Source organism: Moraxella sp. K127 (genome assembly GCF_015223095.1).
GTDB lineage: Bacteria > Pseudomonadota > Gammaproteobacteria > Pseudomonadales > Moraxellaceae > Moraxella.
The window spans coordinates 1-22,352 of sequence record NZ_JADFBZ010000026.1 but is presented as its reverse complement, the minus strand read 5'-3'; the positions used below and the strand labels follow the sequence as shown (position 1 = coordinate 22,352).

The 22,352-nt window shown below is 45.7% G+C and carries 16 protein-coding genes and 1 tRNA gene; 2 read left to right on the top strand and 15 right to left on the bottom strand.

Going from position 1 to position 22,352, the window contains the following annotated elements; translation table 11 throughout:
• Positions 1-108: 108 nt before the first annotated feature.
• Both IM753_RS07140 and IM753_RS07135 read right to left on the bottom strand, forming a co-directional pair.
• Positions 109-1,386, bottom strand: a complete 1,278-nt coding sequence (locus IM753_RS07140) for an ammonium transporter (RefSeq protein ID WP_194108994.1) — start codon at positions 1,384-1,386, stop codon at positions 109-111.
• 41 nt (positions 1,387-1,427) lie between these two features.
• Positions 1,428-1,766: a P-II family nitrogen regulator gene (locus IM753_RS07135; protein WP_194108993.1), complete on the bottom strand. Its 339-nt coding sequence runs from the start codon at positions 1,764-1,766 to the stop codon at positions 1,428-1,430.
• 602 nt (positions 1,767-2,368) lie between these two features.
• Here IM753_RS07135 and IM753_RS07130 point away from each other — a divergent pair.
• Positions 2,369-3,364: a transposase gene (locus IM753_RS07130; RefSeq protein ID WP_194108992.1), complete on the top strand. Its 996-nt coding sequence runs from the start codon at positions 2,369-2,371 to the stop codon at positions 3,362-3,364.
• 196 nt (positions 3,365-3,560) lie between these two features.
• On the opposite strand, the gene rpoC is transcribed toward IM753_RS07130, so the two are convergent.
• From rpoC to IM753_RS07085, 9 genes are all read right to left on the bottom strand, one after another.
• A complete protein-coding gene (gene rpoC / locus IM753_RS07125; RefSeq protein ID WP_227713095.1) occupies positions 3,561-7,790 on the bottom strand; it encodes a DNA-directed RNA polymerase subunit beta' in 4,230 nt (1,409 codons plus the stop codon).
• A gap of 73 nt (positions 7,791-7,863) precedes the next feature.
• Positions 7,864-11,970, bottom strand: coding sequence for a DNA-directed RNA polymerase subunit beta (gene rpoB / locus IM753_RS07120; protein ID WP_194108991.1), 4,107 nt, complete (start codon positions 11,968-11,970; stop codon positions 7,864-7,866).
• A gap of 370 nt (positions 11,971-12,340) precedes the next feature.
• Positions 12,341-12,715, bottom strand: a complete 375-nt coding sequence (gene rplL, locus IM753_RS07115; RefSeq protein WP_062498953.1) for a 50S ribosomal protein L7/L12 — start codon at positions 12,713-12,715, stop codon at positions 12,341-12,343.
• Between the two features lie 72 nt (positions 12,716-12,787).
• Positions 12,788-13,291 (bottom strand): 50S ribosomal protein L10, encoded by a 504-nt coding sequence (rplJ, locus tag IM753_RS07110; RefSeq protein ID WP_029102311.1) that lies wholly within the window; start codon positions 13,289-13,291, stop codon positions 12,788-12,790.
• 316 nt (positions 13,292-13,607) lie between these two features.
• Entirely contained in the window at positions 13,608-14,309 is a 702-nt protein-coding gene (gene rplA, locus IM753_RS07105) for a 50S ribosomal protein L1 (RefSeq protein ID WP_062498952.1), read from the bottom strand.
• The gene (gene rplK, locus IM753_RS07100) at positions 14,309-14,740 is read right to left on the bottom strand and encodes a 50S ribosomal protein L11 (protein ID WP_062498951.1); all 432 of its coding nucleotides are present in this window, start codon (positions 14,738-14,740) and stop codon (positions 14,309-14,311) included. The genes rplA and rplK overlap by 1 nt, the downstream gene beginning before the upstream one ends.
• A gap of 179 nt (positions 14,741-14,919) precedes the next feature.
• Positions 14,920-15,453: a transcription termination/antitermination protein NusG gene (gene nusG / locus IM753_RS07095; protein WP_062498950.1), complete on the bottom strand. Its 534-nt coding sequence runs from the start codon at positions 15,451-15,453 to the stop codon at positions 14,920-14,922.
• Positions 15,454-15,489: 36 nt separating this feature from the next.
• On the bottom strand, positions 15,490-15,999 hold the full coding sequence (gene secE, locus IM753_RS07090) for a preprotein translocase subunit SecE (protein ID WP_062498949.1): 510 nt from the start codon (positions 15,997-15,999) through the stop codon (positions 15,490-15,492).
• 56 nt (positions 16,000-16,055) lie between these two features.
• Positions 16,056-16,131 (bottom strand) — tRNA-Trp (locus tag IM753_RS07085).
• 310 nt (positions 16,132-16,441) lie between these two features.
• Here IM753_RS07085 and IM753_RS07080 point away from each other — a divergent pair.
• The gene (locus IM753_RS07080) at positions 16,442-16,918 is read left to right on the top strand and encodes a DUF302 domain-containing protein (protein WP_065255223.1); all 477 of its coding nucleotides are present in this window, start codon (positions 16,442-16,444) and stop codon (positions 16,916-16,918) included.
• Positions 16,919-16,978: 60 nt separating this feature from the next.
• Here IM753_RS07080 and IM753_RS07075 read toward each other — a convergent pair whose 3' ends face one another.
• The 4 genes from IM753_RS07075 to hemH all read right to left on the bottom strand — a co-directional run bounded on the left by IM753_RS07075 (position 16,979) and on the right by hemH (position 22,262).
• Positions 16,979-17,872: a DMT family transporter gene (locus IM753_RS07075; protein WP_065255222.1), complete on the bottom strand. Its 894-nt coding sequence runs from the start codon at positions 17,870-17,872 to the stop codon at positions 16,979-16,981.
• A gap of 250 nt (positions 17,873-18,122) precedes the next feature.
• The gene (gene ligA / locus IM753_RS07070; RefSeq protein ID WP_065255221.1) at positions 18,123-20,198 is read right to left on the bottom strand and encodes an NAD-dependent DNA ligase LigA; all 2,076 of its coding nucleotides are present in this window, start codon (positions 20,196-20,198) and stop codon (positions 18,123-18,125) included.
• 96 nt (positions 20,199-20,294) lie between these two features.
• Positions 20,295-21,173 (bottom strand): cell division protein ZipA C-terminal FtsZ-binding domain-containing protein, encoded by an 879-nt coding sequence (locus IM753_RS07065; RefSeq protein WP_062498944.1) that lies wholly within the window; start codon positions 21,171-21,173, stop codon positions 20,295-20,297.
• Positions 21,174-21,299: 126 nt separating this feature from the next.
• A complete protein-coding gene (gene hemH / locus IM753_RS07060) occupies positions 21,300-22,262 on the bottom strand; it encodes a ferrochelatase (RefSeq protein WP_065255220.1) in 963 nt (320 codons plus the stop codon).
• Positions 22,263-22,352 lie beyond the last annotated feature (90 nt).

Below are 22,352 nucleotides of genomic sequence, written 5' to 3'. Positions count from 1 at the left end.
ATTGCAAAACCGTCAAATACTGGCGGTTTTGTTTTGTTAAAATAAAAAGATTATGTTAAATAAACCCTTTGGAAAAAGCAAGGACACATCATGCCCTTGCTTATCGATTTAACTAACTTTCTCGCCATGAATGGCTAGGTCAAGTCCTTGATACTCGGCTTCATCATCAACACGCAGTCCCATGGTCTTTTTAATTGCCATGCCAATGATAAAAGTTACCACCGCTGAATATGCTATGGTTGCCAACACCCCTTCGGTTTGTAGCCACAGCTGTGTTAGTAGGCTCTCATGTCCTACATCAGGGTATAACTCTTGGCTGACAAACACACCAGTTAATACCGCCCCAATGATACCGCCCACGCCATGCAATCCAAAAGCGTCCAGCGTATCATCAACACCCAGTCGTTTTTTACCATAATGTATCATCACAAAACAGCCCAATGCCGTCAGCACACCTATCGCCATCGCCCCTGATACACCTACAAATCCTGCCGCTGGCGTGATGCCCACCAAACCTGCTATCGCCCCTGATGCACCACCCAGTGCCGACGCCCGTCCACGCACCACATATTCACACAACAGCCACGTCAATAATCCCATCGCTGCCGCCACCTGTGAGACGATGATTGCCATCGCTGCCACGCCATCTGCTGCCAGAGCCGAACCACCGTTAAAGCCAAACCACCCTACCCACAACAGCCCTGCACCGATTAAGGCATAGACAAGGTTGTGCGGAGCAAGGTTGGCTCGCCCATAGTCTTGGCGTTTGCCAAGCAGATGTGCCAACACCAAACCACCCACACCAGCATTGATATGGACAACCGTCCCACCGGCAAAGTCCAACGCATCGCCTGTCAGCCAGCCACCGCCCCACACCCAATGACATACTGGCACATAGACGAGCAGTACCCACAAGCCCGAGAACAATAAAAATGAGCCAAATTTCATCCGCTCCGCCAATGACCCCGCCAAAATCGCCACCGCAATCACCGCAAATGTCATCTGAAACACCACCCACAACGCCAAAGGAATATCGCCACTATTCTCAGCAATGCCCACCCCAGAGAGCATGGCGTGTGCCGTACCACCGATAAACCCTTGCAAAGCACCGCCATCACTAAATGCCAACGAATAGCCAATCATCACCCACAGCACCGACACCACCGCTGTCGCCCCAAAGCTGTGCATCATGGTTGATAAGATGTTTTTCTTACGCACCATGCCAGCATAAAACAATGCCAAACCCGGCAAGGTCATCATCAGCACCAATGCCGTGGCGGTCAGCACCCACGCACTATTGCCGTGATTGATGCCGTCATCAGCTTGGGCGGTTGTGGCAAGTAGCAACAGCCAACCGATTTGCCATTTGTTTGCTAAAATTTTCATAATTACCCCTTATTAAGTTTGCCAATCTGTCATTCACCCAGTTATAAAGCCTGCTCATTCATCTCACCGGTGCGAATACGGACCACCTGCTCTAACGGCATGATAAAAATCTTACCATCGCCGATATGACCTGTCTGTGCCACACTCATGATAGATGCCACCACACTTTGCACCATGTCATCACTGACGGCGATGTCCAGACGAATTTTTGGCAAAAAATCAACCACGTACTCCGCCCCACGATACATCTCGGTATGCCCTTTTTGGCGACCAAAGCCCTTGACTTCGCTAACGGTCATGCCTGCAACACCAAGCTCTGATAGGCTCTCACGCACTGCGTCTAACTTAAATGGCTTTAACACCACGCTAATCATTTTCATAAGATTATCCTATTGGTAGATAACGAAAAATTATAAGTTGGGTATAGTATGGCAAATTTTCATTCAAATGAAAAACGATTTATTTTGATAAAAAAGAATTTATTTATAAGTTTTTATTTATATATCATTAGTATAAATGATAATTTGATGATCGGTTGGGAAAAATAAATGAAAATGGACTATTTTTAAAATATTATGTTAAATAAATTTTTAAAAATACCAAAATCAACATACAGATTACCCACAATCCATAAGACAAGTTACAATTGACCCTTGCAGAGCGTATCAATTTTTAGGTTTTATGGTCAATTAACCCCAATTTGCACCAATGCTAAATTTAAAAAATTTATTTATCGTATGGTAAGGTGCGTCCCACGCACCTTTTTAAATAGAAATCTTATTGGTGCGTACTACGCACCCTTGTATATCTCCAATGAGTTATAATAAGCAAAAACCCGTTATCCACATCTTGCACGCACCTTAGAACCATTAAGGGTAACACCCAAGATTAAGTTCGCCTCGTAGCTCTAAGAGTGGATAACATTTCATCAAAAAAACCGTACAGTTGATAGACTCAAAACCGAATACAAGGCAGGTTAATGATGAATGCTAAATTAAACAAACAAGCCTCTAATCCTACGGATGTTGCCATTTACTGCGGCATTGATGTGGGTAAGAAAGTCTTTGTGGTATCACTCTCTTGCAAAGACAAAACCAAAACCTTTTCAAACACAGGGGGCGACATCAAACAAGCGGTGGCTTATCTTAACACCAATGCAGGTATACATCTATCATTGGTGGTGCTTGAAAGCACAGGTGGGCTTGAAATTCCCCTTGCCAAAGCCCTGTATCAAGCAGGTTTTCGTGTGGTGATTGCCAACCCTAATAAAACCAGTCAGTTTGCTAGGTCTTATTCTAATGCTAAGACAGACAATCAAGATGCCAAAATGCTTGCTTTATACGCCAAGTTTTTAACACTCGATGAGCTTGAACTTACCAAACACCTTTATGCACCACCCAGCAAGGAGCAAGAACACTTAGAAGCGTTGGTTGTTCGGCGTACTCAGCTTGTATCAATGCGTGTTCAAGAGAAAAACCGCTTACATCAAAGCCAGCTTGACAGTGTTAAACAGGTCATTAGCTACCTTGATGAACAGATTGCAAGGCTAGAACAAGACATTGACACGTTAAATAAACACTTTGATGACACCACAAAAAAGTTTAAAGACATCAAGGGGGTTGGTAATCTCACCCTTGCCACTTTGATGTCAATGTTGCCTGAGCTTGGTACCCTAAATAACAAACAAATCGCCTCCTTAGTGGGTGTTGCCCCATACCCCAAAGAAAGTGGCACCATGAAGTGGAAAAGCCACTGTACAGGGGGTAGGCAATCGGTTCGTAATGTCTTGTACAATGCCACCAATGTGGCAAGACAACATGAACCTAAATTTAAACAGTTTTATGAGCGTTTGATAAACAAAGGCAAACCATTTAAAGTTGCCATCAACGCTTGTATGCGTAAACTTCTAACCGTCATTAACGCCATTGTCAAAAATGACAGTGTGTGGCAGGCAGATTATCATCTACGTTGTTGTTAATCTGCTGTGTTGAATGATTGTTGAAGGCTGTGTCTTTTTTATGGGATACAGTTGCTACTGTCATTGGTGTATTTTGAAGTTAAATGACTGTAAATAAAATGGACTATTTTTAAAATATTATGTTAAATAAAAACATCAACTTCATTTTAAGAGACATAAAAAAGCCCGCCTAAGCGAGCTTTTTTATTGTTAAGAATTATTCACTTTGACCAAATTCACTGGCAAAAGCCGCCGCAAAGTCATCTTTGGCGTCCGTTCCAGCCAGTAGTGGGTCGGCAGGCTTGGTGTACGGGTCTTCGGTTACAGTAATGACTGGCTCCAAACCACGCTCGGCAAGGCGTTGGCGGTTTTGATGATACGCCAAACCCGTACCAGCAGGAATCAAGCGACCAACAACCACGTTCTCTTTGAGACCAGACAAGTCGTCCACTTTACCCATCGTTGCTGCCGCCGTCAAGACACGTGTGGTCTCTTGGAATGACGCTGCTGAGATAAACGACTCGGTGGCAAGCGATGCTTTGGTAATACCCAGTAGCTGACGCTCATAGACGATTGGGAATTTGTCATTGGCGATAAGCTCTTCGTTCAAGGCACGCACTTTGGTGTATTCCACTTGGTCGCCTTTGAAATAGCTAGAATCGCCACCGTCAATCACTTCTACTTTACGGAGCATTTGACGAACGATAACCTCGATGTGCTTATCGTTAATCTTCACGCCTTGTAAACGGTAAACTTCTTGAACTTCATTAACCACGTAATTTGCCAATGCTGTCTCGCCTTTTAAGCGTAAGATGTCACGTGGGTTTTGCGGACCATCAGAGACAATCTCGCCACGCTCGACATGCTCGCCCTCAAAGACGTTGATTTGACGCCATTTTGGAATCAACTCTTCGTGTTCATTACCCTCTTCATCAGTGATGACAAAGCGGTTTTTGCCTTTGGTTTCTTTACCAAATGACACCGTACCGCTCACTTCTGCCATGATGGCGTGGTCTTTTGGTTTACGAGCTTCGAACAAATCAGCCACTCGTGGCAGACCACCGGTAATGTCCTTGGTACCTGATGTGGCTTGTGGCACACGACCGAGTACCGAACCTGCAGTTACCGCCTCGCCCTCTGACACACGAATCACAGTCTCAGCAGGTAGGAAATACACCACTTCACGCCCGTCTGTCGTATCTAGGATGATGGCAGGACGTAAGTCTTTGGAGAGACTTGGACGGTCTTTACTTGCCAAAATCTCAAAGGAGCTCATGCCCGTGGTTTCATCCACCTTAACCGTTGCGGTCATGCCATCGGCAATATCACTAAATCGTGCCGTACCAGCAAACTCGGTAATGATTGGGTGGGTGTGCGGATCCCACTTGGCAATGACATCGCCAGCACTCACTTCGGCACCATCACGCACCAAGATGTTAGAACCATAAGGCACTTTATAACGCTCACGCTCACGACCTTGGGCGTCCGCCACACCAATCTCTGCCGAACGTGACACGACCACCAAATGACCATCGGCGTGTTCTACGGTCTTCATGTTGTGGAAACGTACCGTACCGTTATTGCCCACTGATACGCTGTTATCCACTGACGCTGCACTTGCCGCACCACCAACGTGGAACGTACGCATGGTTAGCTGTGTACCTGGTTCACCAATGGACTGAGCTGCCATAACACCGACTGACTCACCGATATTCACAAGATGACCACGAGCCAAATCACGACCATAACACTTGGCACATACGCCCTGCGTTGCTTCACAGGTAATGACCGAACGCACATACACCTCATCAATGGCGTTATTATCCAGCACTTCAACCAGACGCTCGTCAATCAACGTACCTGCTGGGATAACCACTTCGCCATCGTGATTAATAACATCTTTGGCGGTCACACGACCCAGTACACGGTCACCCAAACGCTCAACAATCTCGCCACCATCAATCACAGGGGTTATGAGCTGTCCTGCGTCGGTGCCACAGTCATCATGCGTAATCACCAAATCCTGTGCCACGTCTACCAAACGACGGGTCAGATAACCCGAGTTAGCGGTTTTTAGGGCGGTATCGGCAAGACCTTTACGGGCACCGTGCGTTGAGATAAAGTACTGGAGTACCGTCAAGCCTTCACGGAAATTCGCTTTAATCGGTGTCTCAATGATAGAGCCGTCTGGTTTTGCCATCAAACCACGCATACCAGCAAGCTGACGAATCTGTGTAGCACTACCACGAGCCCCAGAGTCTGCCATCATGTAGATGGAGTTAAAAGATTTTTCCCTCTCAATCTCACCTTGACTGTTTACCACTTCATCGGTCGATAAGTTATCCATCATCGCATTGGCGATTTTATCAGATGTACGAGACCAAATATCAACCACTTTGTTATAGCGTTCACCTGCGGTGACAAAACCGCCCTCAAACTGCTGTTCAATCTCACGTACCTCGGCGTCCGCAGCATCGACAATCTCTTTTTTGTTTGGTGGAATCACCATGTCTTCCATACCGATTGAGATGCCTGATAGGGTCGCTTGGGCAAAGCCTAGATACATCAAATGGTCAGCGAACAGAACAGACTCTTTAACACCCAGTTTGCGATAGCATGAGTTTAGTAACTTAGAGATGTTTTTCTTAGTCATCTCTTTGTTGCATTCTTCAAATGCCATGCCCTCTGGCATGATGTTCCAGATAAGCAAACGACCTGCAACCGTGTCTTTGATTTCGGTTTTGGTTGTTTTCTCGCCAGTTTTTTCATCCAAAATCGTCTCGGTAACACGCACTTTGATTTTGGCATTGACAGATAAGTCATCAGAACCGATGGCACGCAAAGCTTCATTGACCGTGCTAAACGCCATATTTTCGCCTTTGGCATTGACATGACTACGGCTGATGTAGTACAAACCAAGTACCACGTCTTGTGATGGCACAATAATCGGCTCACCATTGGCAGGCGATAGGATATTATTGGTAGACATCATCAAGGCACGAGCTTCAAGCTGAGCTTCTAGGGTTAATGGCACGTGTACCGCCATTTGGTCACCGTCAAAGTCAGCATTAAATGCCGCACACACGAGTGGGTGGAGCTGGATGGCTTTACCTTCAATAAGCACAGGCTCAAAGGCTTGCAAGCCTAGACGATGAAGTGTTGGGGCACGGTTCAGTAGCACAGGATGTTCACGAATGACACTTGCCAACATATCCCACACCACAGGTTCTTCACGCTCTACCATTTTTTTGGCAGCTTTGATAGTCTGAGCAATGTTGTTTTGCAATAATTTGGCATAAGTAAATGGCTTAAATAGCTCTAATGCCATTTTCTTAGGCAGACCGCATTGGTGTAGACGTAGGGTTGGACCTACCACAATCACCGAACGACCTGAGTAGTCCACACGTTTACCCAAAAGGTTTTGACGGAAGCGACCTTGCTTACCTTTAATCATGTCCGCAAGCGACTTTAATGGACGCTTGTTTGAACCTGTAATAGCACGACCACGACGACCGTTGTCAAGCAAGGCATCAACCGCTTCTTGGAGCATACGCTTCTCATTACGCACGATGATGTCAGGGGCGTTGAGCTCCAACAGACGTTTTAGACGGTTGTTACGGTTAATGACACGGCGATACAAATCGTTCAAATCAGACGTGGCAAAACGACCACCTTCAAGTGGCACCAATGGACGCAAATCAGGCGGTAATACAGGCAATACGGTCATTACCATCCATTCAGGCTTATTACCCGAATCACGGAACGCTTCTAACAGTTGCAAGCGTTTTGACATCTTTTTAAGTTTGGTCTCAGAGCCCGTTTGGGGAATGGTCGCACGGAGCTCATCAATCTCACCATCGACATCAATGTCTTTTAGCAAGTCTTGAACCGCTTCTGCACCCATCTTAGCAATAAACTCATCGCCATATTGTTCTAGGGCATTAAAATATTGCTCATCATCTAGCAGTTGATATTTTTCAAGCCCTGTCATGCCAGGGTCGGTAACGATATAGCTTTCAAAATACAGCACACGCTCGATATCACGCAGAGTAATATCAAGCAATAGACCGATACGGCTTGGCAGGGATTTTAAGAACCAAATATGCGCCACAGGACTGGCAAGCTCAATATGACCCATGCGATCTCGGCGAACTTTGGCGGCAGTGACTTCTACGCCACATTTTTCACAAATAATGCCTTGGAATTTACGGCGTTTGTATTTACCGCACAAACATTCAAAATCCTTGACAGGCCCAAAGATTTTGGCACAAAACAGACCGTCACGCTCAGGCTTAAAGGTGCGGTAGTTAATGGTTTCGGGTTTTTTGACTTCGCCATGCGACCATGATTTGATGGTATCAGGGCTTGCCAAAGAAATTTGAATGCTGTCAAACTCTTTTACCCCGCCATCAGCAGGGCCTTTCATGATGTCTAATAAATCTTTCAAATGACTTCTCCGCTTAGTTTTATGTCATCGCAAGCTAGTGCTCATCAACGACAAGCACCCAACTTAACAGCAATTACTTTTTCTCTTTTAGGTCAATGTTAATACCCAAAGAGCGAATTTCTTTGGTTAGTACGTTAAATGACTCAGGCATGCCCGGATTCATGTACTGCTCGCCGTCCACGATGTTCTTATACATGCGAGTACGACCCTCAACGTCATCCGATTTCACAGTCAGCATTTCTTGCAAGGTATAGGTTGCACCATATGCCTCCAACGCCCACACTTCCATCTCACCGAAACGCTGACCACCGAACTGAGCTTTACCACCAAGTGGTTGCTGAGTAACCAGTGAGTAAGAACCGGTAGAACGAGCATGCATCTTATCATCAACCAAGTGGTTAAGTTTTAGCATGTACATGTAGCCAACCGTGACGGGGCGGTCAAACTTCTTACCGGTGCGTCCGTCATATAGCGTTTGCTGACCTGATTTATCAAGCCCTGCTAGCTCTAACAGCTCTTTGATTTGGGTTTCTTTGGCACCATCAAAAACTGCCGTACCCATTGGCACACCAGCACGCAAATTCTCAGCCATGGCTAGGATGTCTTCATCGGACAAACTGTCCAAATCCACCTGCTCGCCACCGACTTGATTATAAATCTTATCTAAGAATTCACGCAACTCGCCAACAGCAACTTGTGAGCGTAACATGGCGTTAATCTTATCACCCAAACCACGTGCTGCCATGCCCAGATGCGTTTCTAGCACCTGACCGATGTTCATACGAGATGGTACGCCCAGTGGGTTTAGCACGATGTCCACCGGATTGCCGTTTTCGTCATAAGGCATGTCTTCAACCGGCATGATGCGAGAGACGACACCCTTGTTGCCGTGACGACCTGCCATTTTATCACCAGGTTGGATACGACGTTTTACCGCCAAATATACCTTCACGATTTTTTGCACACCATGAGCCAAATCATCACCTGCGGTTAGTTTGGCTTTTTTTCTGGCAAATTTATCATCAATCTCTTTTTGCTTATCGGTTAAGTAATCAGCAATCTGAGTGAGACGTTCAGAGATTTCCTCTTCGGCAGGTTGGATGTCAAGCAAGGTTTCAAGTGCTAAGCTCTCCATGTCAGCACCTGTCAGTACTGTACCTGCTTTAAAGCCTGCACCGCCTGAGACTTTTTTGCCATCTAGCAACGTGATGATACGACCACGTGCCGCTGCTTCAAAAATCACCAGCTCTTCTTTTAGGTCTTTACGATAATCATCAAGCATTGCTTTTTCAATGGCTTTGGCACGGCTGTCTTTTTCCAATCCATCACGGATAAAGACTTGCACATCAATAACTGTGCCCTTAGTTGATGACGGCACACGCAAAGATGTGTCTTTAACATCCGCCGCTTTTTCACCAAAAATGGCACGAAGTAACTTCTCCTCTGGGGTCAGCTGACTTTCACCTTTTGGTGTTACTTTACCAACCAAAATATCGCCAGCATCCACCTCAGCACCGATATAGACAATACCCGCTTCGTCAAGATTTGATAGAGCTGCCTCGCCCACGTTTGGAATATCGCCTGTAATCTCTTCTGGCCCAAGTTTGGTATCACGAGCCACACAAGTTAACTCTTGAATGTGAATCGTGGTGAAACGGTCTTCTTGAACCACTCGCTCAGAGAGCAAAATAGAGTCCTCAAAGTTATACCCATTCCATGGCATAAACGCCACACGCATGTTTTGACCCAAAGCAAGTTCACCCAAATCAGTAGATGGGCCATCAGCCAAGATATCACCACGAGCAATCACATCGCCAGCATTGACAATGATGCGTTGGTTAATACAGGTGTTTTGGTTGGAACGGGTGTATTTGATGAGATTATAAATATCAATACCTGCCTCACCTGCGATCATTTCAGCATCATTGACACGTACGATAATACGACTGGCATCAACCTCTTCAATCACACCGCCACGCTTGGCGACAACACACACGCCACTGTCACGAGCAACATGGCGTTCCATGCCTGTACCCACAAGCGGTTTATCAGCACGCAAAGTTGGCACAGCTTGACGTTGCATGTTCGAACCCATCAAGGCACGGTTAGCATCGTCATGCTCCAAAAATGGAATCAAGCTCGCTGCTACCGACACAACCTGACGTGGCGATACGTCCATGTGCGTTACTTTATCGGGACTCATACGCACCGATTCGCCATGATAACGCACCATCACCATCTCTTCGGTCAGCTCGCCATGCTCATTCATGGGTGAATCTGCTTGGGCAACAACAGCCCCAACCTCTTCAATGGCAGACATGTATTCAATGTCATCTGTTACCTTACCATCCATCACACGGCGGTAAGGCGTTTCTAAGAAGCCAAAGTTATTGGTTTTGGCAAAGACCGCCAATGAGTTAATCAAACCGATGTTTGGGCCCTCAGGCGTTTCAATCGGACACACACGCCCATAATGCGTGGTATGTACGTCACGCACCTCAAAGCCTGCACGCTCACGGGTCAAACCACCAGGACCTAGGGCAGAAACACGACGTTTATGCGTAATCTCTGACAGTGGGTTGTTTTGATCCATGAACTGGGACAACTGTGATGAACCAAAAAACTCTTTGATGGACGCCGCCACAGGCTTAGAGTTAATCAAGTCTTGGGGCGATAGGTTGTCAGATTCGGCAGCGGTCAGACGCTCTTTGACTGCACGCTCCACGCGAGCCAAACCGATACGGAATTGATTCTCGGTCATCTCGCCCACCGAGCGGATACGACGGTTACCCAGATGGTCGATGTCGTCCACTTCGCCACGACCGTTACGAATCTCAATCAGCTCTTTTAGGACATCAATGATGTCTTGATTAGACAACACGCCCTGCTCACGTTGCACTTCAATGCTGTCGCTATCTACAAAATCACGACCCAAACGACGGTTAAACTTCATGCGACCAACGTTTGATAAGTCATAACGCTCGTGGCTAAAAAACATTGATTCAAATAGTTTTTCGGCAGTTTCCAAGGTTGGTGGCTCGCCTGGACGCATGACCTTATAAATCTCAATGAGTGCCTCTTCACGCGTGGTAATCGTGTCAGCACGCAGTGTGTCAGCGATATACGCCCCATGGTCGATGTCATTGGTAAATAGGATTTTAAAGCCTTTGATGTTCTTATCAGCCAGTTTAACCAGCAATTCATGGTCAATCAAGCTGTTGGCACGGGCAAGCACTTCATCATGATAAATCACGTCTTCGGCAAGGATACGCTCGTACAGATACTCATCAGGCACCGCCAATTTGGTCATGCCAGACGCTTGGATTTCCTTAATACGGCGAGCGTTAATACGCTTACCTTGCTCAACAATGACCTTACCCTCAGGCGAGACAATGTCAAACTGTGCCATCTCGCCTTGTAGACGCTCAGGCACAAGCTCAACTTCAAAACCATTGTCGCCTTTAAAGACATCTACGGTCTCAAAGAATGTGGACAAAATATCCGCAGTGTTCATGCCAATGGCACGCAAGATGATGGTTGCAAGCAATTTACGACGACGATCGATACGGGCGTACACCAAGTCTTTGACATCAAATTCAAAATCAAGCCATGAGCCACGATAAGGAATGATACGGGCGTTATAAAGTACTTTACCACTAGAATGTGATTTGCCTTTGTCGTGATCAAAGAACACGCCGGGGGAGCGGTGAAGTTGTGAAACAATCACACGCTCAGTACCATTAATGATGAACGTACCATTGTCGGTCATGAGCGGAATCTCGCCCATGTACACGATTTGGTCACGAATGTCTTTAATCGCTGCTTTGCTTTCTTTGTCTTTGGCGTCTTTGTCTTTGACCACTAGGCGAATCTTGACACGTAGGGGGGCGGCAAAGGTTGAGCCACGCATGATACATTCACGCTCATCAAACTCAGGCTCACCCAGATAATATTCGACGTATTGTAGCTCAGCATTGCCAGAATGACTGGTTATGGGAAAAATAGATGAAAACGCTGCTTGCAAACCGATGTTAGCACGGGTAGCAGGTTTTTTGTGTTCTTGTAAAAACTGCTCGTAAGAATCCACCTGAATGGCGAGCAAGTACGGCACGTCCATCACATCAGGCAGACGAGAAAAACTTTTACGAATACGTTTTTTTTCAGTATAAGAATATGCCATTAAGAATCCTTACGTTAAACTAAGAAAAGCACTCTGATTGAGTACCAGAAAACTACCAATCTTCAAAAATTAACTACTGCTCTTTTGCCCTACATTTTTAAATATCAAAGACACAAAAACACGCCAAACACGGTAACGCATTTAGCTTATCAAAAACTTTAAAAATATGGCTTGTGCATAGGGAGCGTTTGTCCTTTTTGAAGTGTGCTGACACCAGCTTAAAAGACCGTGCTAACACAAAAGGTCAAATACCCAATTATACAGTAAAAAACCCCATCTTGCAATAACAAAATGGGGTTTTTATCAAATTTCTTGTGCTAAATTGATGATTATCAATCTAAGAAAAATGAGTTAAGCGGTTAAACTTAGATTATTTAAGTTCAACAGAAGCACCAGCTTCTTCAAGTTTCTTCTTAAGCTCTTCAGCTTCAGCTTTAGAAGCACCTTCTTTAACAGTTTGTGGTGCACCTTCAACCAGGTCTTTGGCTTCTTTTAGACCTAGACCGGTAACTTCACGCACTACTTTAATAACAGCAACTTTCTTGTCGCCAGCAGAAGTGATAACAACGTTGAAGTCATCTTTTTCTTCAGCAGCACCGCCAGCGTCGCCACCAGCAACAGGAGCAGCAGCTAGAGCAGCAGCAGATACACCGAATTTTTCTTCCATCGCAGAGATAAGCTCAACGATTTCCATAACTGATTTAGCTGCGATAGCATCTAAGATTTGTTCGTTAGTTAGTGACATAGCAATTATTCCTATGAAATAAAGATTGAATAAAAAGTTTGATTAAATAAAAGCGATAACCGATGTCTAAGATTAAGCGGCTTCGGCTTCCATTTTGTCGCGAAGAGCGGCAAGTGTACGAGCCAGTTTGCCCGCTGCGGCTTCTTTCATGGTACCCATCAGACGTGCAATCGCTTCGTCGTAAGTAGGTAGGGTTGCGAGTTTATCAATAGATTTTGCATCAATAAATTCGCCTTCAAAAGCTGCACCTTTGATTTCGAACTTGTCATTACCTTTGGCAAATTCCTTGAACAGACGTGCCGCAGCACCTGGGTGTTCATTTGAAAATGCAATCAAGGTAGGACCTACGAAAACATCATTCATGCAAGCATAGTCAGTACCTTCTAAGGCACGACGTAGTAGCGTGTTACGTACGATACGCATCTCAACGCCTGCTGCACGAGCTTGTTTACGAAGTTCGGTCATCTGACCCACTGTCACGCCACGAGAATCGGCAACAACAGCAGATAGGGCAACTTTGGCAGCTTCATTTACTTCAGCAACAATTGCTTGTTTGTCTTGAAGATTTAGTGCCATGGGTTGTCTCCATATTTATCACTAAGTGATAATTAATTTTACAAGCCAATATAAATAAAGACTTGCACCGAATATACGGCGAGATTTTCACCGTCTGCGTAGGCGAATGATTTTACCCATTCATTAGGCTGATGTTTAAGAATAACTACCAACACCTACGGTCTTAGACAGCACAACCCGTTGTGCTGAGCTAATGTCTTAAAATCTGTTTTTATGAGCAAGTCATGCGGGTAACTTGTCATAAAATTGCACCATTATAAGCGAAAAATCTCAAAAAGCAAGCAATTTGTGATTTTTCGCCCAAATCCATCAAGGATTATTTGTTGGCACGGTGTGGTACTGGGTCAATGGCAAGACCAGGACCCATGGTGCTAGATAGCGTAATCTTCTTGATATAAATACCCTTAGAAGTGGCTGGTTTAGCACGTTTTAGGTCATTTAGTAGAGCAGTTGCGTTTTGCTCGATTTGCTCACCAGTAAAGCCTACTTGACCGATAGAAGCATGAATAATACCTGCTTTATCTACACGATACTGAGCCTGACCTGCTTTGGTGTTTTTAACCGCAGTAGCAACATCGGCAGTTACTGTACCAACTTTTGGGTTTGGCATTAAACCACGAGGACCCAATACAGTACCCAACTGACCAACAACACGCATCGCATCAGGAGAAGCGATGACCACATCAAAGTCAAGGTTGCCCGCTTTAATGCTCTCTGCTAGGTCTTCAAAGCCAACAACGTCCGCACCTGCCTCTTTGGCGGCGTCAGCAACAGCACCTTGGGCAAATACCGCAACACGTTTGGTTTTACCAGTACCAGCAGGTAGGTTGGTCGCACCACGAACTACTTGGTCTGATTTACGTGGGTCAACACCTAGGTTGATGGCGATGTCGATAGACTCTTTGAATTTAGAGGCAGGTAGGCTGTTTAGAACCTCAACCGCTTCTTCGATGGTGTATAGTTTGTTGCTATCTACTTTTTCAGCAATTAGCTTTTGACGCTTGGTTAGCTTAGCCATTATACACCCTCCACATTAAGACCCATTGAGCGAGCAGTACCAGCGATGGTACGTACCGCTGCGTCTAGGTCAGCACCGGTCAAATCCGCTTCTTTGGTTTTGGCGATTTCTTCTAGTTGAGCACGAGTTACTGTACCAACTTTGGTTTTGTTAGGAACAGCAGAACCTTTGGCAATGCCAGCTGCTTTACGTAGCAATACTGCCGCAGGTGGTGACTTCATCACAAACGTAAATGACTTGTCATTAAATACGGTAATGACCACAGGAATTGGCAGACCTGGTTCGATGTTTGCAGAAGCGGCGTTAAATTCTTTACAGAACGCCATGATGTTCACGCCTTTTTGACCCAAAGCAGGACCAATAGGTGGTGATGGGTTTGCTTTGCCAGCAGGCACTTGTAGCTTGATGTAGCCATCAATCTTCTTTGCCATGAGAATACTCTCCAATGGTGGGTGATAACGCTAAAATAGCTCCCCGTGATGTTCAAATTTGAAAACACTTCCAAATTCACCTAAATTACAATCAGCTCGGTGCTGATTTGTATGTCAATCAAAAGCCCCGAACATCTGTTCAGAGCTAAAAGACTATTATAACAGGTTTTTATAAAAAATTAAACTGTTTTTTCAACTTTTGCAAATTCAATCTCAACGTCTGTCGGACGACTAAACACACTGACCGTCAAAGACAGTTTGGATTTTTCATAATCCACTTTTTTGACCATGCCTTTAAAGTCGGCAAAAGGCCCGTCGATGATAAGCACTTCTTCACCTGGCTCAAACATGGTCTTCGGTCTTGGAGCGTCTGCACCTTTATTGATGCGGTTTAGAATGCGGTCAGCTTCTACTTTGGTGATGGGGGCAGGTTGGTCTTTGGTGCCACCGATAAAGCCTGAGATGTTCGGGCAGTCTTTAACCACATGCCATGTATCTTCACGCATTTCCATTTCAATAAGCACATAACCGGGAAATAGTTTATGTTCAACGGTGCGTTTTTTGCCATCACGCATTTCAATCACTTCTTCGGTCGGCACAAGCACATCACCGAAATACTCGGACAGCTCACTTCTTTTGATACGTTCAATTAAGGCACGTTGAACTTGTTTTTCATAACCTGAAAATGCTTGAATGATATACCAACGCATGATGATTTTCCTAATGATATAAGCCGATAAGAGATAAGATTAATGCAAAATAAACCCAAGTAGATAATTAAATAAATTATCTAAAAGCCACACGATAAAACCCACGATAATCATCACCACAATGACCTGCCATGTGTATTTAAAGGTCTCGTTTTTGGTCGGCCATGTCACACGGCGAAGCTCAATGCCTGCGTCTTTTAGCAATACTTTAAAGGCTCGTCCTTGATGGGTAAAGGCAAGGCAAATCACCGCCAACAGCACAAGTCCTGCCGTGATAAGCAGCTGAGTGATTGACTCGGTGGCAGGTGCCCAATAGCGTGGCAAATAAGTAGAAATCAAGGTAGAGCTAATAAGTGCCGAAATAGCGATGAGCCACAGCACGATATCCACACCAGAGCGAGTGGTTGCCACATCAACGACATTTTCTTCGGAGACGACAACGGCTTTGCGTTTATTTAGTAGGCTCTCGGCAGTGGCTTTGGCGTCTGCCAAGCGAGTTTCTAAATCGCTTTTGGTGTCGTTTTGGGGATTATTCTTATTGTCGCTCATGCAAAAGATTTCCTTAAAATAAGGAAGTGATGATTAAAAAAGGGGAAATAAAAAGATGGCAGGCGACGAGGGACTCGAACCCCCAACCTGCGGATTTGGAGTCCGCTGCTCTACCAATTGAGCCAGTCGCCTAAGGTTGTTAAGGACTGCTATTATATACATATTTTTGGTATTTGCAAGTACTTTTTGAACTTTTACTAAAATTTTTGACTTTATTTTTATCTCATTTGGTGCTAATATGGAGCATGTCAGACTCATCATGTTAAATCTTCATCATGTTAAATCTTTAATGATGCAATTAATTATTGATGACTTGATTTAAAAATTTAACTTGTAGTTGAACTGCCTTAAACCAAAACAGTCATTTTTATGACAGCACAACAGATGACAAAGGCAAAGATGCCCAGTTGTATTTTTAGGAAATTTATTTTAGGAAAATATCATGAAAACCCCCAGCTTGGCCTTGCTTGCCCTAACCTTATCGCTTAGTGCATGTACTGCCATCAGTCCTGTCCACGAACCAACAAAAGCCACCGCCATGACTCACACCAATCTAATTAGCCCTTATGATTTTAATACCACGGTTAGTCGCCTAAAATCTGCCATCCAAAGCAAAGGCATGACTGTATTTGCCACCATTGATCACGCCAAAGCTGCCCAAGATGACGGTATGACCATGCAACCTGCCACCGTGATTATCTATGGCAGCCCCAAAGCAGGCACACCGCTCATGAAAAAAGACCCTGCTTTTGCCCTAGCATTACCCTTAAAGGTGCTAATCACCGAAACTGATGGGCAGGTACAGGTCATATACACCCCTGCCAATGAGTTGATTAAAGGCAGTCAAATACAGCCGTCTGACGTGGCAAATACCCTTGCCAATGCTGAAAAATTGATTAAAACGGTGTTGGGGCAATAATCCAATACGGCAGTAAATTGGGTAAATTTCTTGCCCAATTTGCCATTGCCCTTTTTCTAATTATCCCTTTCTGGGCGACCCCAAATAAATGGCAAACATTACCAAAAACGCCCCGCCCCATTGCATGGCATCAATCGGTTTATCTAGCCAAAAATAATCAATGATGAGCGTGGCAACAGGTTCGGTCAAAAGTAGCAGTCCCGTCAAAGACAAAGCGATTTTGGGGATAGAATAGGCAATTAGCCCCCACGCCATACACTGCATGACCGCCCCATAGACGAGTATCCAGCCCCATTCGGGCAGGGTAGTTGGTAGGATTTTACCCACATCAAACATCAGCATGAGTGGCAATAGAGCCAACGCACCGCCCACGCCCACCAAAGTCATCATGGGGAAAATCGCCACATCTGCCACTTCATGCGTACGTCTGACAAAGGACATGGACACCGCCAAAAACGCCCCCGACAAAATCCCCGACACAAAACCCCACAAAGCGGACGAGTTGTGAGCAAATTCAGGGCTTGCGATGAGTGCCACGCCAATGGACGCAAGTACCAGGCTAAACAGTTGTAATTTGGTCTGTTTTTCGCCAAACCACGCAAAGGCGATGAATGCCAAAAAGAAAATCTGCAAGCTATTTAATAAAGTAGAAATGCCCGGCCCTACGGCATAGATGCTCTCATGCCAAAGCCCCAAATCAAGCCCCAACGCACCGCCTGAGATGAGTGCCAAGATGACCGCACGCCGTGAATTGGGGAAAGGCTGGCGAAATATCAGAGCAAGCGATAAAAAGATGAGTGCCGACACACTCAGTCGCCAAAACGCCATGGCATACGCCCCCACGCTATCCACATGGGCGACAATGAGACTGCCAAGCCCAAACAGCACACAGCCGATAACCAAACCTATCATGGAAAATAGGTTTTGGGTGTTGGGGGTGTTTGTGTGGGGCATGGTAAGTCCTTTTTAATTACATAAATTTTAGCAAATAATGTCAATGCTAAATTTTAAAATAATACCTTGTAGGGGCGTGTTGAACACGCCCGTTTTTACATTGGCGTTTTGAAATCGGATAAGTAGTTTTGACAGGGTAAAATTATCATTTGACAGAGTATCGTAGGGGCAAATTGCAATTTGCCCTATCCAAATGTTAAAACAAAAATTTACCAACAGTTTTAAACCTTTGTCAATACATAACCAATCTTTATAATCTACCATGTTCAGCAAGCAACGCCATAAACTCATCTTCGCCCACCACACGCACGCCAAGCTCATTTGCCTTATCTAGCTTAGAGCCTGCTTTCTCGCCTGCCAGTAGCACGCTGGTTTTGGCAGACACCGACCCTGAGACTTTCGCCCCCAACGCTTGCAAATGGGCTTTGGCTTCGTCTCGACCCATTGTCCCAAGCGTGCCTGTTACCACCCACGTTTGTCCGTCAAGGGGGGCGTTGCCTGTGTCCTTGATGACCGCTTGCCAATGCACGCCCAACGCCACCAAATCATCTACCACCGCCATGTTATGCTCGGCACGGAAAAACTCATGGATATTTTTGGCGGTAATCTCACCAATATCCACCACCTTTAACAGCTCGTCCACACTTGCCGATTGTAGTTTGTCAAGCTCGCCAAAATGCTCGGCTAGGTTTAGTGCCGTACTCTCGCCCACCCCACGAATGCCTAAGGCAAAGATAAAACGTGGTAGGGTTGTGGCTTTTGATTTGTCAATGGCGGATAACATATTGGCAACCGACTTTTCGCCCAAGCCTTCTAGGTTTTGCAAAACTGCCACCTTATCTGCCAGACGATAAATATCCGCCACCGTTTTAATCAGCCCCATGTCAAAAAACTTAATGAGCCACTGCGATCCCAAACCGTCAATATCCATGGCCTTGCGTGAAACAAAATGTATCAAGGCTTCTTGGGCTTGGGCGGTACAAACAAGCCCCCCCATGCAACGTGCCAGAGCTTCACCGTCTGGTAGCACCACGGGCGAATCACAGACAGGGCAAGCGGTCGGCAAATGTATCTCACGCACGTTGTCATCACGCAAATCCGTCATCACGCCTGACACCTTGGGAATCACGTCCCCTGCCCTGTGAATGCTCACGATGTCGCCTATCATGACCCCAAGCCGTCCAATCTCGCCGAAGTTATGCAAGGTAACGTTGCTTACGGTAACGCCCCCGACATTGATAGGGTCAAGTTTGCCCACGGGGGTGAGCTGTCCTGTCCGCCCTACTTGCCATTCTACATCCAGTAGGCGTGTTGTGGCGGTCGTGGCAGGGAATTTGTAAGCAGTCGCCCAACGTGGCTCACGACTTAAAAACCCCAAATCATCTTGTAAGGCAAGCGAGTTTAATTTAACCACCATGCCATCAATCTCAAAAGGCAACTCATCTCGCCCTGCTATGGTCGCTTGATAAAAGTCATCAATGTCTTGTAAATTTGCCACCACTTTAAAGGGCGATACATGAAACCCCTGTGCCTGCAAAAAACGCATTGCTCCACTTTGGGTTGTGATGGCATTGGGCAGACCTTGATTGACCGAATAACCATAAAAAGCCAATGGACGGGATTTGGCGATGGCAGGATTTAGCTGTCTTAATGACCCTGCTGCTGCGTTTCTGGGGTTGGCAAAGACCCTCTCGCCACGTTTACGACTTTGTTCGTTTAATTTTAAAAATCCTGCTTTTGGCATTAACACCTCGCCACGCACCTCTAAAAGATCAATGTCTTTGCAATCATCAAGTACAAGTGGTAGGTTACGAATGGTACGGACGTTGTGCGTGATGTCTTCGCCCACCCGTCCATCCCCACGAGTTACGGCTTGGCTAAATACGCCATTGATGTATTTTAAAGATACCGCCAAACCGTCCAGTTTAAGCTCCATTTCAAATTCGGGATTTTGGTTTTTGCTGTCTAAACGCTCATTAACACGGCGGACAAAATTTGCCATGTCATCGGCATTAAACACGTTACCAAGCGACAACATGGGCAAATCGTGAGTAACTTGGGTAAAAAACGGCAAGGGCGTATCGCCCACATTATCAGTCGGGCTGTCTTGTTGTTTTAGCGTGGGAAAGTCATTTTCCAGCTGGACTAATTTGGCACGCAAACTGTCATATTCGCCGTCTGTAATGGTTGGGTTGTCTAGCACATAATAGGCGTGGTTATGGCGTTTTAGGGCGGTGATAAGCTGTCGCATTTGGGCGATAATCGCTGTATCGTCATTGGCAGGTGTATCGGCAGATAAGTTGGCAGAAGTAAATAAATCAGTCATGGTGTTTTTAGGATTTTAATTGAATAATTTAAAAATAGGTAAATTTTAACGTTTAAAAAACCGCCCTATCAAAGACGGCTTTTCAATCATGGTTGATTAACGGTAATCGGCAACTTTGGCACGCAGTTTTGCCAAATACGCCCCGTCCAAGATATAGCCTTCATCATCATGCACATCGGCATTGATGTCTTTGGCAATCATCTGGGCGACCGATACCATGCTATCAAAACCACGCAAGGCATGGGGGTGTGGCAAAGACAAGAACAGCGATAACGCACTAAAATGGCTGTCAGTCAAAGTGTTTAAATCAAAGCCTTCCACCGAACCATCATAACCCACGCCCAGCATGCTAAACCACAGCTTGCCCGTGCCGTCTTCACGCTCATAGCGATGATACATGTTCATCACGCCGTATTTTAGCCCATAGGCTCTGACGATATCAAGCACCGCCCTGCCTGAGAGTCCATTGTATTGGTCTTTGGGGGTGATGACGACCGTAACCGTCTCTTGGGCATTGAGCAAGGGGTCGTTGTCTTGGTCAAAGGCTTGCTGTTCTTCAAGATGACGGTCAAGCACAGGTGAGTTCTGGACAAAGTCACTTGACGGCTCGGTAAACCGCTCTTTTTTAATGGGTTCATCGGCTAGTATGTCGGCATCATCATCTTGGGGAGTGTTATGAGCATTAGAGTCTTGGCTTGCGACCATGGCAAGGCTTGACAGGGCGTCCGCTTTGGTCTCATCAGCCAACTCTCGCCCTGATTTGACGGGCTCGGCACTGACCGTCTCATCTTGGCTCTGTGTTTCCACTGATAGTGCCGACTGCCCCCGCTCATCTCGGGGCAAAATCGGCAAACCGTCCTTGTACGCCAATGTCTTGGTGTCGCCTTCAAAATCCTTGGCAAGCATACTGCGGATAATCAGCCATAGCCCCAGCAAAATGACCAATACAACGACTATCGTCAAAAAAGTACTCATAGCACCAAATCCCAAAAATCTTTTTCAAATAAATTTTGTTAGTTTATCACGCCTGTTTGATTTAGTCATCTACTTTGGCGGTAAAATTTTGGCATTTGGGCATAAAATTGGTATAGCAAAGCACACTCACAAATACCGCCCCACCATGTCCGCCATGAGCTGGATATGTAACTCATCGGTATTTAGAGCGGGGATATACTGATACGACTTACCGCCAGCGTTGATAAAGTTATCACGGTTCTCTACCGCCAGCTCTTCTAAGGTCTCCAAGCAATCAGCAGAAAAAGCAGGGCTTAGCACTTGCACCGACACGCCTTGATTACCCCATTCAGTCAGAAGCTCGTCGGTGTAGGGTTTTAGCCATTCCTGAGCCCCAAAGCGTGATTGGAAACTTATCGCCCATTCGTGTGTGCCAAGTCCTAGCTCGCTTGCGACTAGCACCGCCGTTTTACGGCACTCATCGGCATAAGGGTCACCTTTGTCAGCATAAGGCTTAGGAATGCCGTGAAAACTCATGAGTAGCCTGTCAGCTCGCCCATGCTCTGCCCAAAACTTACGAATACTATCCGCCAACGCCTGTATATATAACGGGTGGTCGTGATAATCTCTGGTAAACTGCACGGCGGGCATATTACGCTTTTTCATGCAATACTCTGCCACTTTATCAAACACCGCCCCTGTGGTCGTTGCCGAATATTGTGGGTACAACGAAAAGACGATAAAGTCATCATAGCCTTTATCTTCTAAATCCGCCATGACCGCCTTGATGTTAGGATTGCCATAAGTAGTCGCAGGAAAAACAGGGACGTTTTTGCCCTGCTTGGCAAGGTGGTCTTCAAGCAGGCTTGCTTGCTGTTTTAAAATCGCTAGCAGGGGTGAGCCGTCTTGTGTCCATACGCTTTGATACGCATGAGCGACACGTTTGGGACGGGTGGTTAATACAAACAGATTAAGGATAATTTTCCAAATAAAGGATGGAATTTCAATCACCCGAGTATCGGACAAAAACTCACGCAAATAACGGCGAACGCCCTGTGGGGTGGGTTCGTCAGGCGTGCCTAGATTGACAAGGATAATGGCGGTTTTCATGAATGTTTATCATTTAAAAGTTTAACTTAGTTTATCATTTTTTGGTAAAATTGCGAGAATTATTTGATAAATTTTATCATTGAGAAATTT

Coding starts and splice junctions, on each gene's coding strand:
- rplA (WP_062498952.1), bottom strand. CDS start 14,309: ATGGCTAAGCTAACCAAGCGTCAAAAGCTAATTGCTGAAAAAGTAGAT.
- IM753_RS07130 (WP_194108992.1), top strand. CDS start 2,369: ATGAATGCTAAATTAAACAAACAAGCCTCTAATCCTACGGATGTTGCC.
- rplJ (WP_029102311.1), bottom strand. CDS start 13,291: ATGGCACTAAATCTTCAAGACAAACAAGCAATTGTTGCTGAAGTAAAT.
- IM753_RS07080 (WP_065255223.1), top strand. CDS start 16,442: ATGAAAACCCCCAGCTTGGCCTTGCTTGCCCTAACCTTATCGCTTAGT.
- hemH (WP_065255220.1), bottom strand. CDS start 22,262: ATGAAAACCGCCATTATCCTTGTCAATCTAGGCACGCCTGACGAACCC.
- IM753_RS07140 (WP_194108994.1), bottom strand. CDS start 1,386: ATGAAAATTTTAGCAAACAAATGGCAAATCGGTTGGCTGTTGCTACTT.
- rplK (WP_062498951.1), bottom strand. CDS start 14,740: ATGGCAAAGAAGATTGATGGCTACATCAAGCTACAAGTGCCTGCTGGC.
- IM753_RS07135 (WP_194108993.1), bottom strand. CDS start 1,766: ATGAAAATGATTAGCGTGGTGTTAAAGCCATTTAAGTTAGACGCAGTG.
- rplL (WP_062498953.1), bottom strand. CDS start 12,715: ATGTCACTAACTAACGAACAAATCTTAGATGCTATCGCAGCTAAATCA.
- IM753_RS07065 (WP_062498944.1), bottom strand. CDS start 21,173: ATGAGTACTTTTTTGACGATAGTCGTTGTATTGGTCATTTTGCTGGGG.
- secE (WP_062498949.1), bottom strand. CDS start 15,999: ATGAGCGACAATAAGAATAATCCCCAAAACGACACCAAAAGCGATTTA.
- rpoB (WP_194108991.1), bottom strand. CDS start 11,970: ATGGCATATTCTTATACTGAAAAAAAACGTATTCGTAAAAGTTTTTCT.
- IM753_RS07075 (WP_065255222.1), bottom strand. CDS start 17,872: ATGCCCCACACAAACACCCCCAACACCCAAAACCTATTTTCCATGATA.
- ligA (WP_065255221.1), bottom strand. CDS start 20,198: ATGACTGATTTATTTACTTCTGCCAACTTATCTGCCGATACACCTGCC.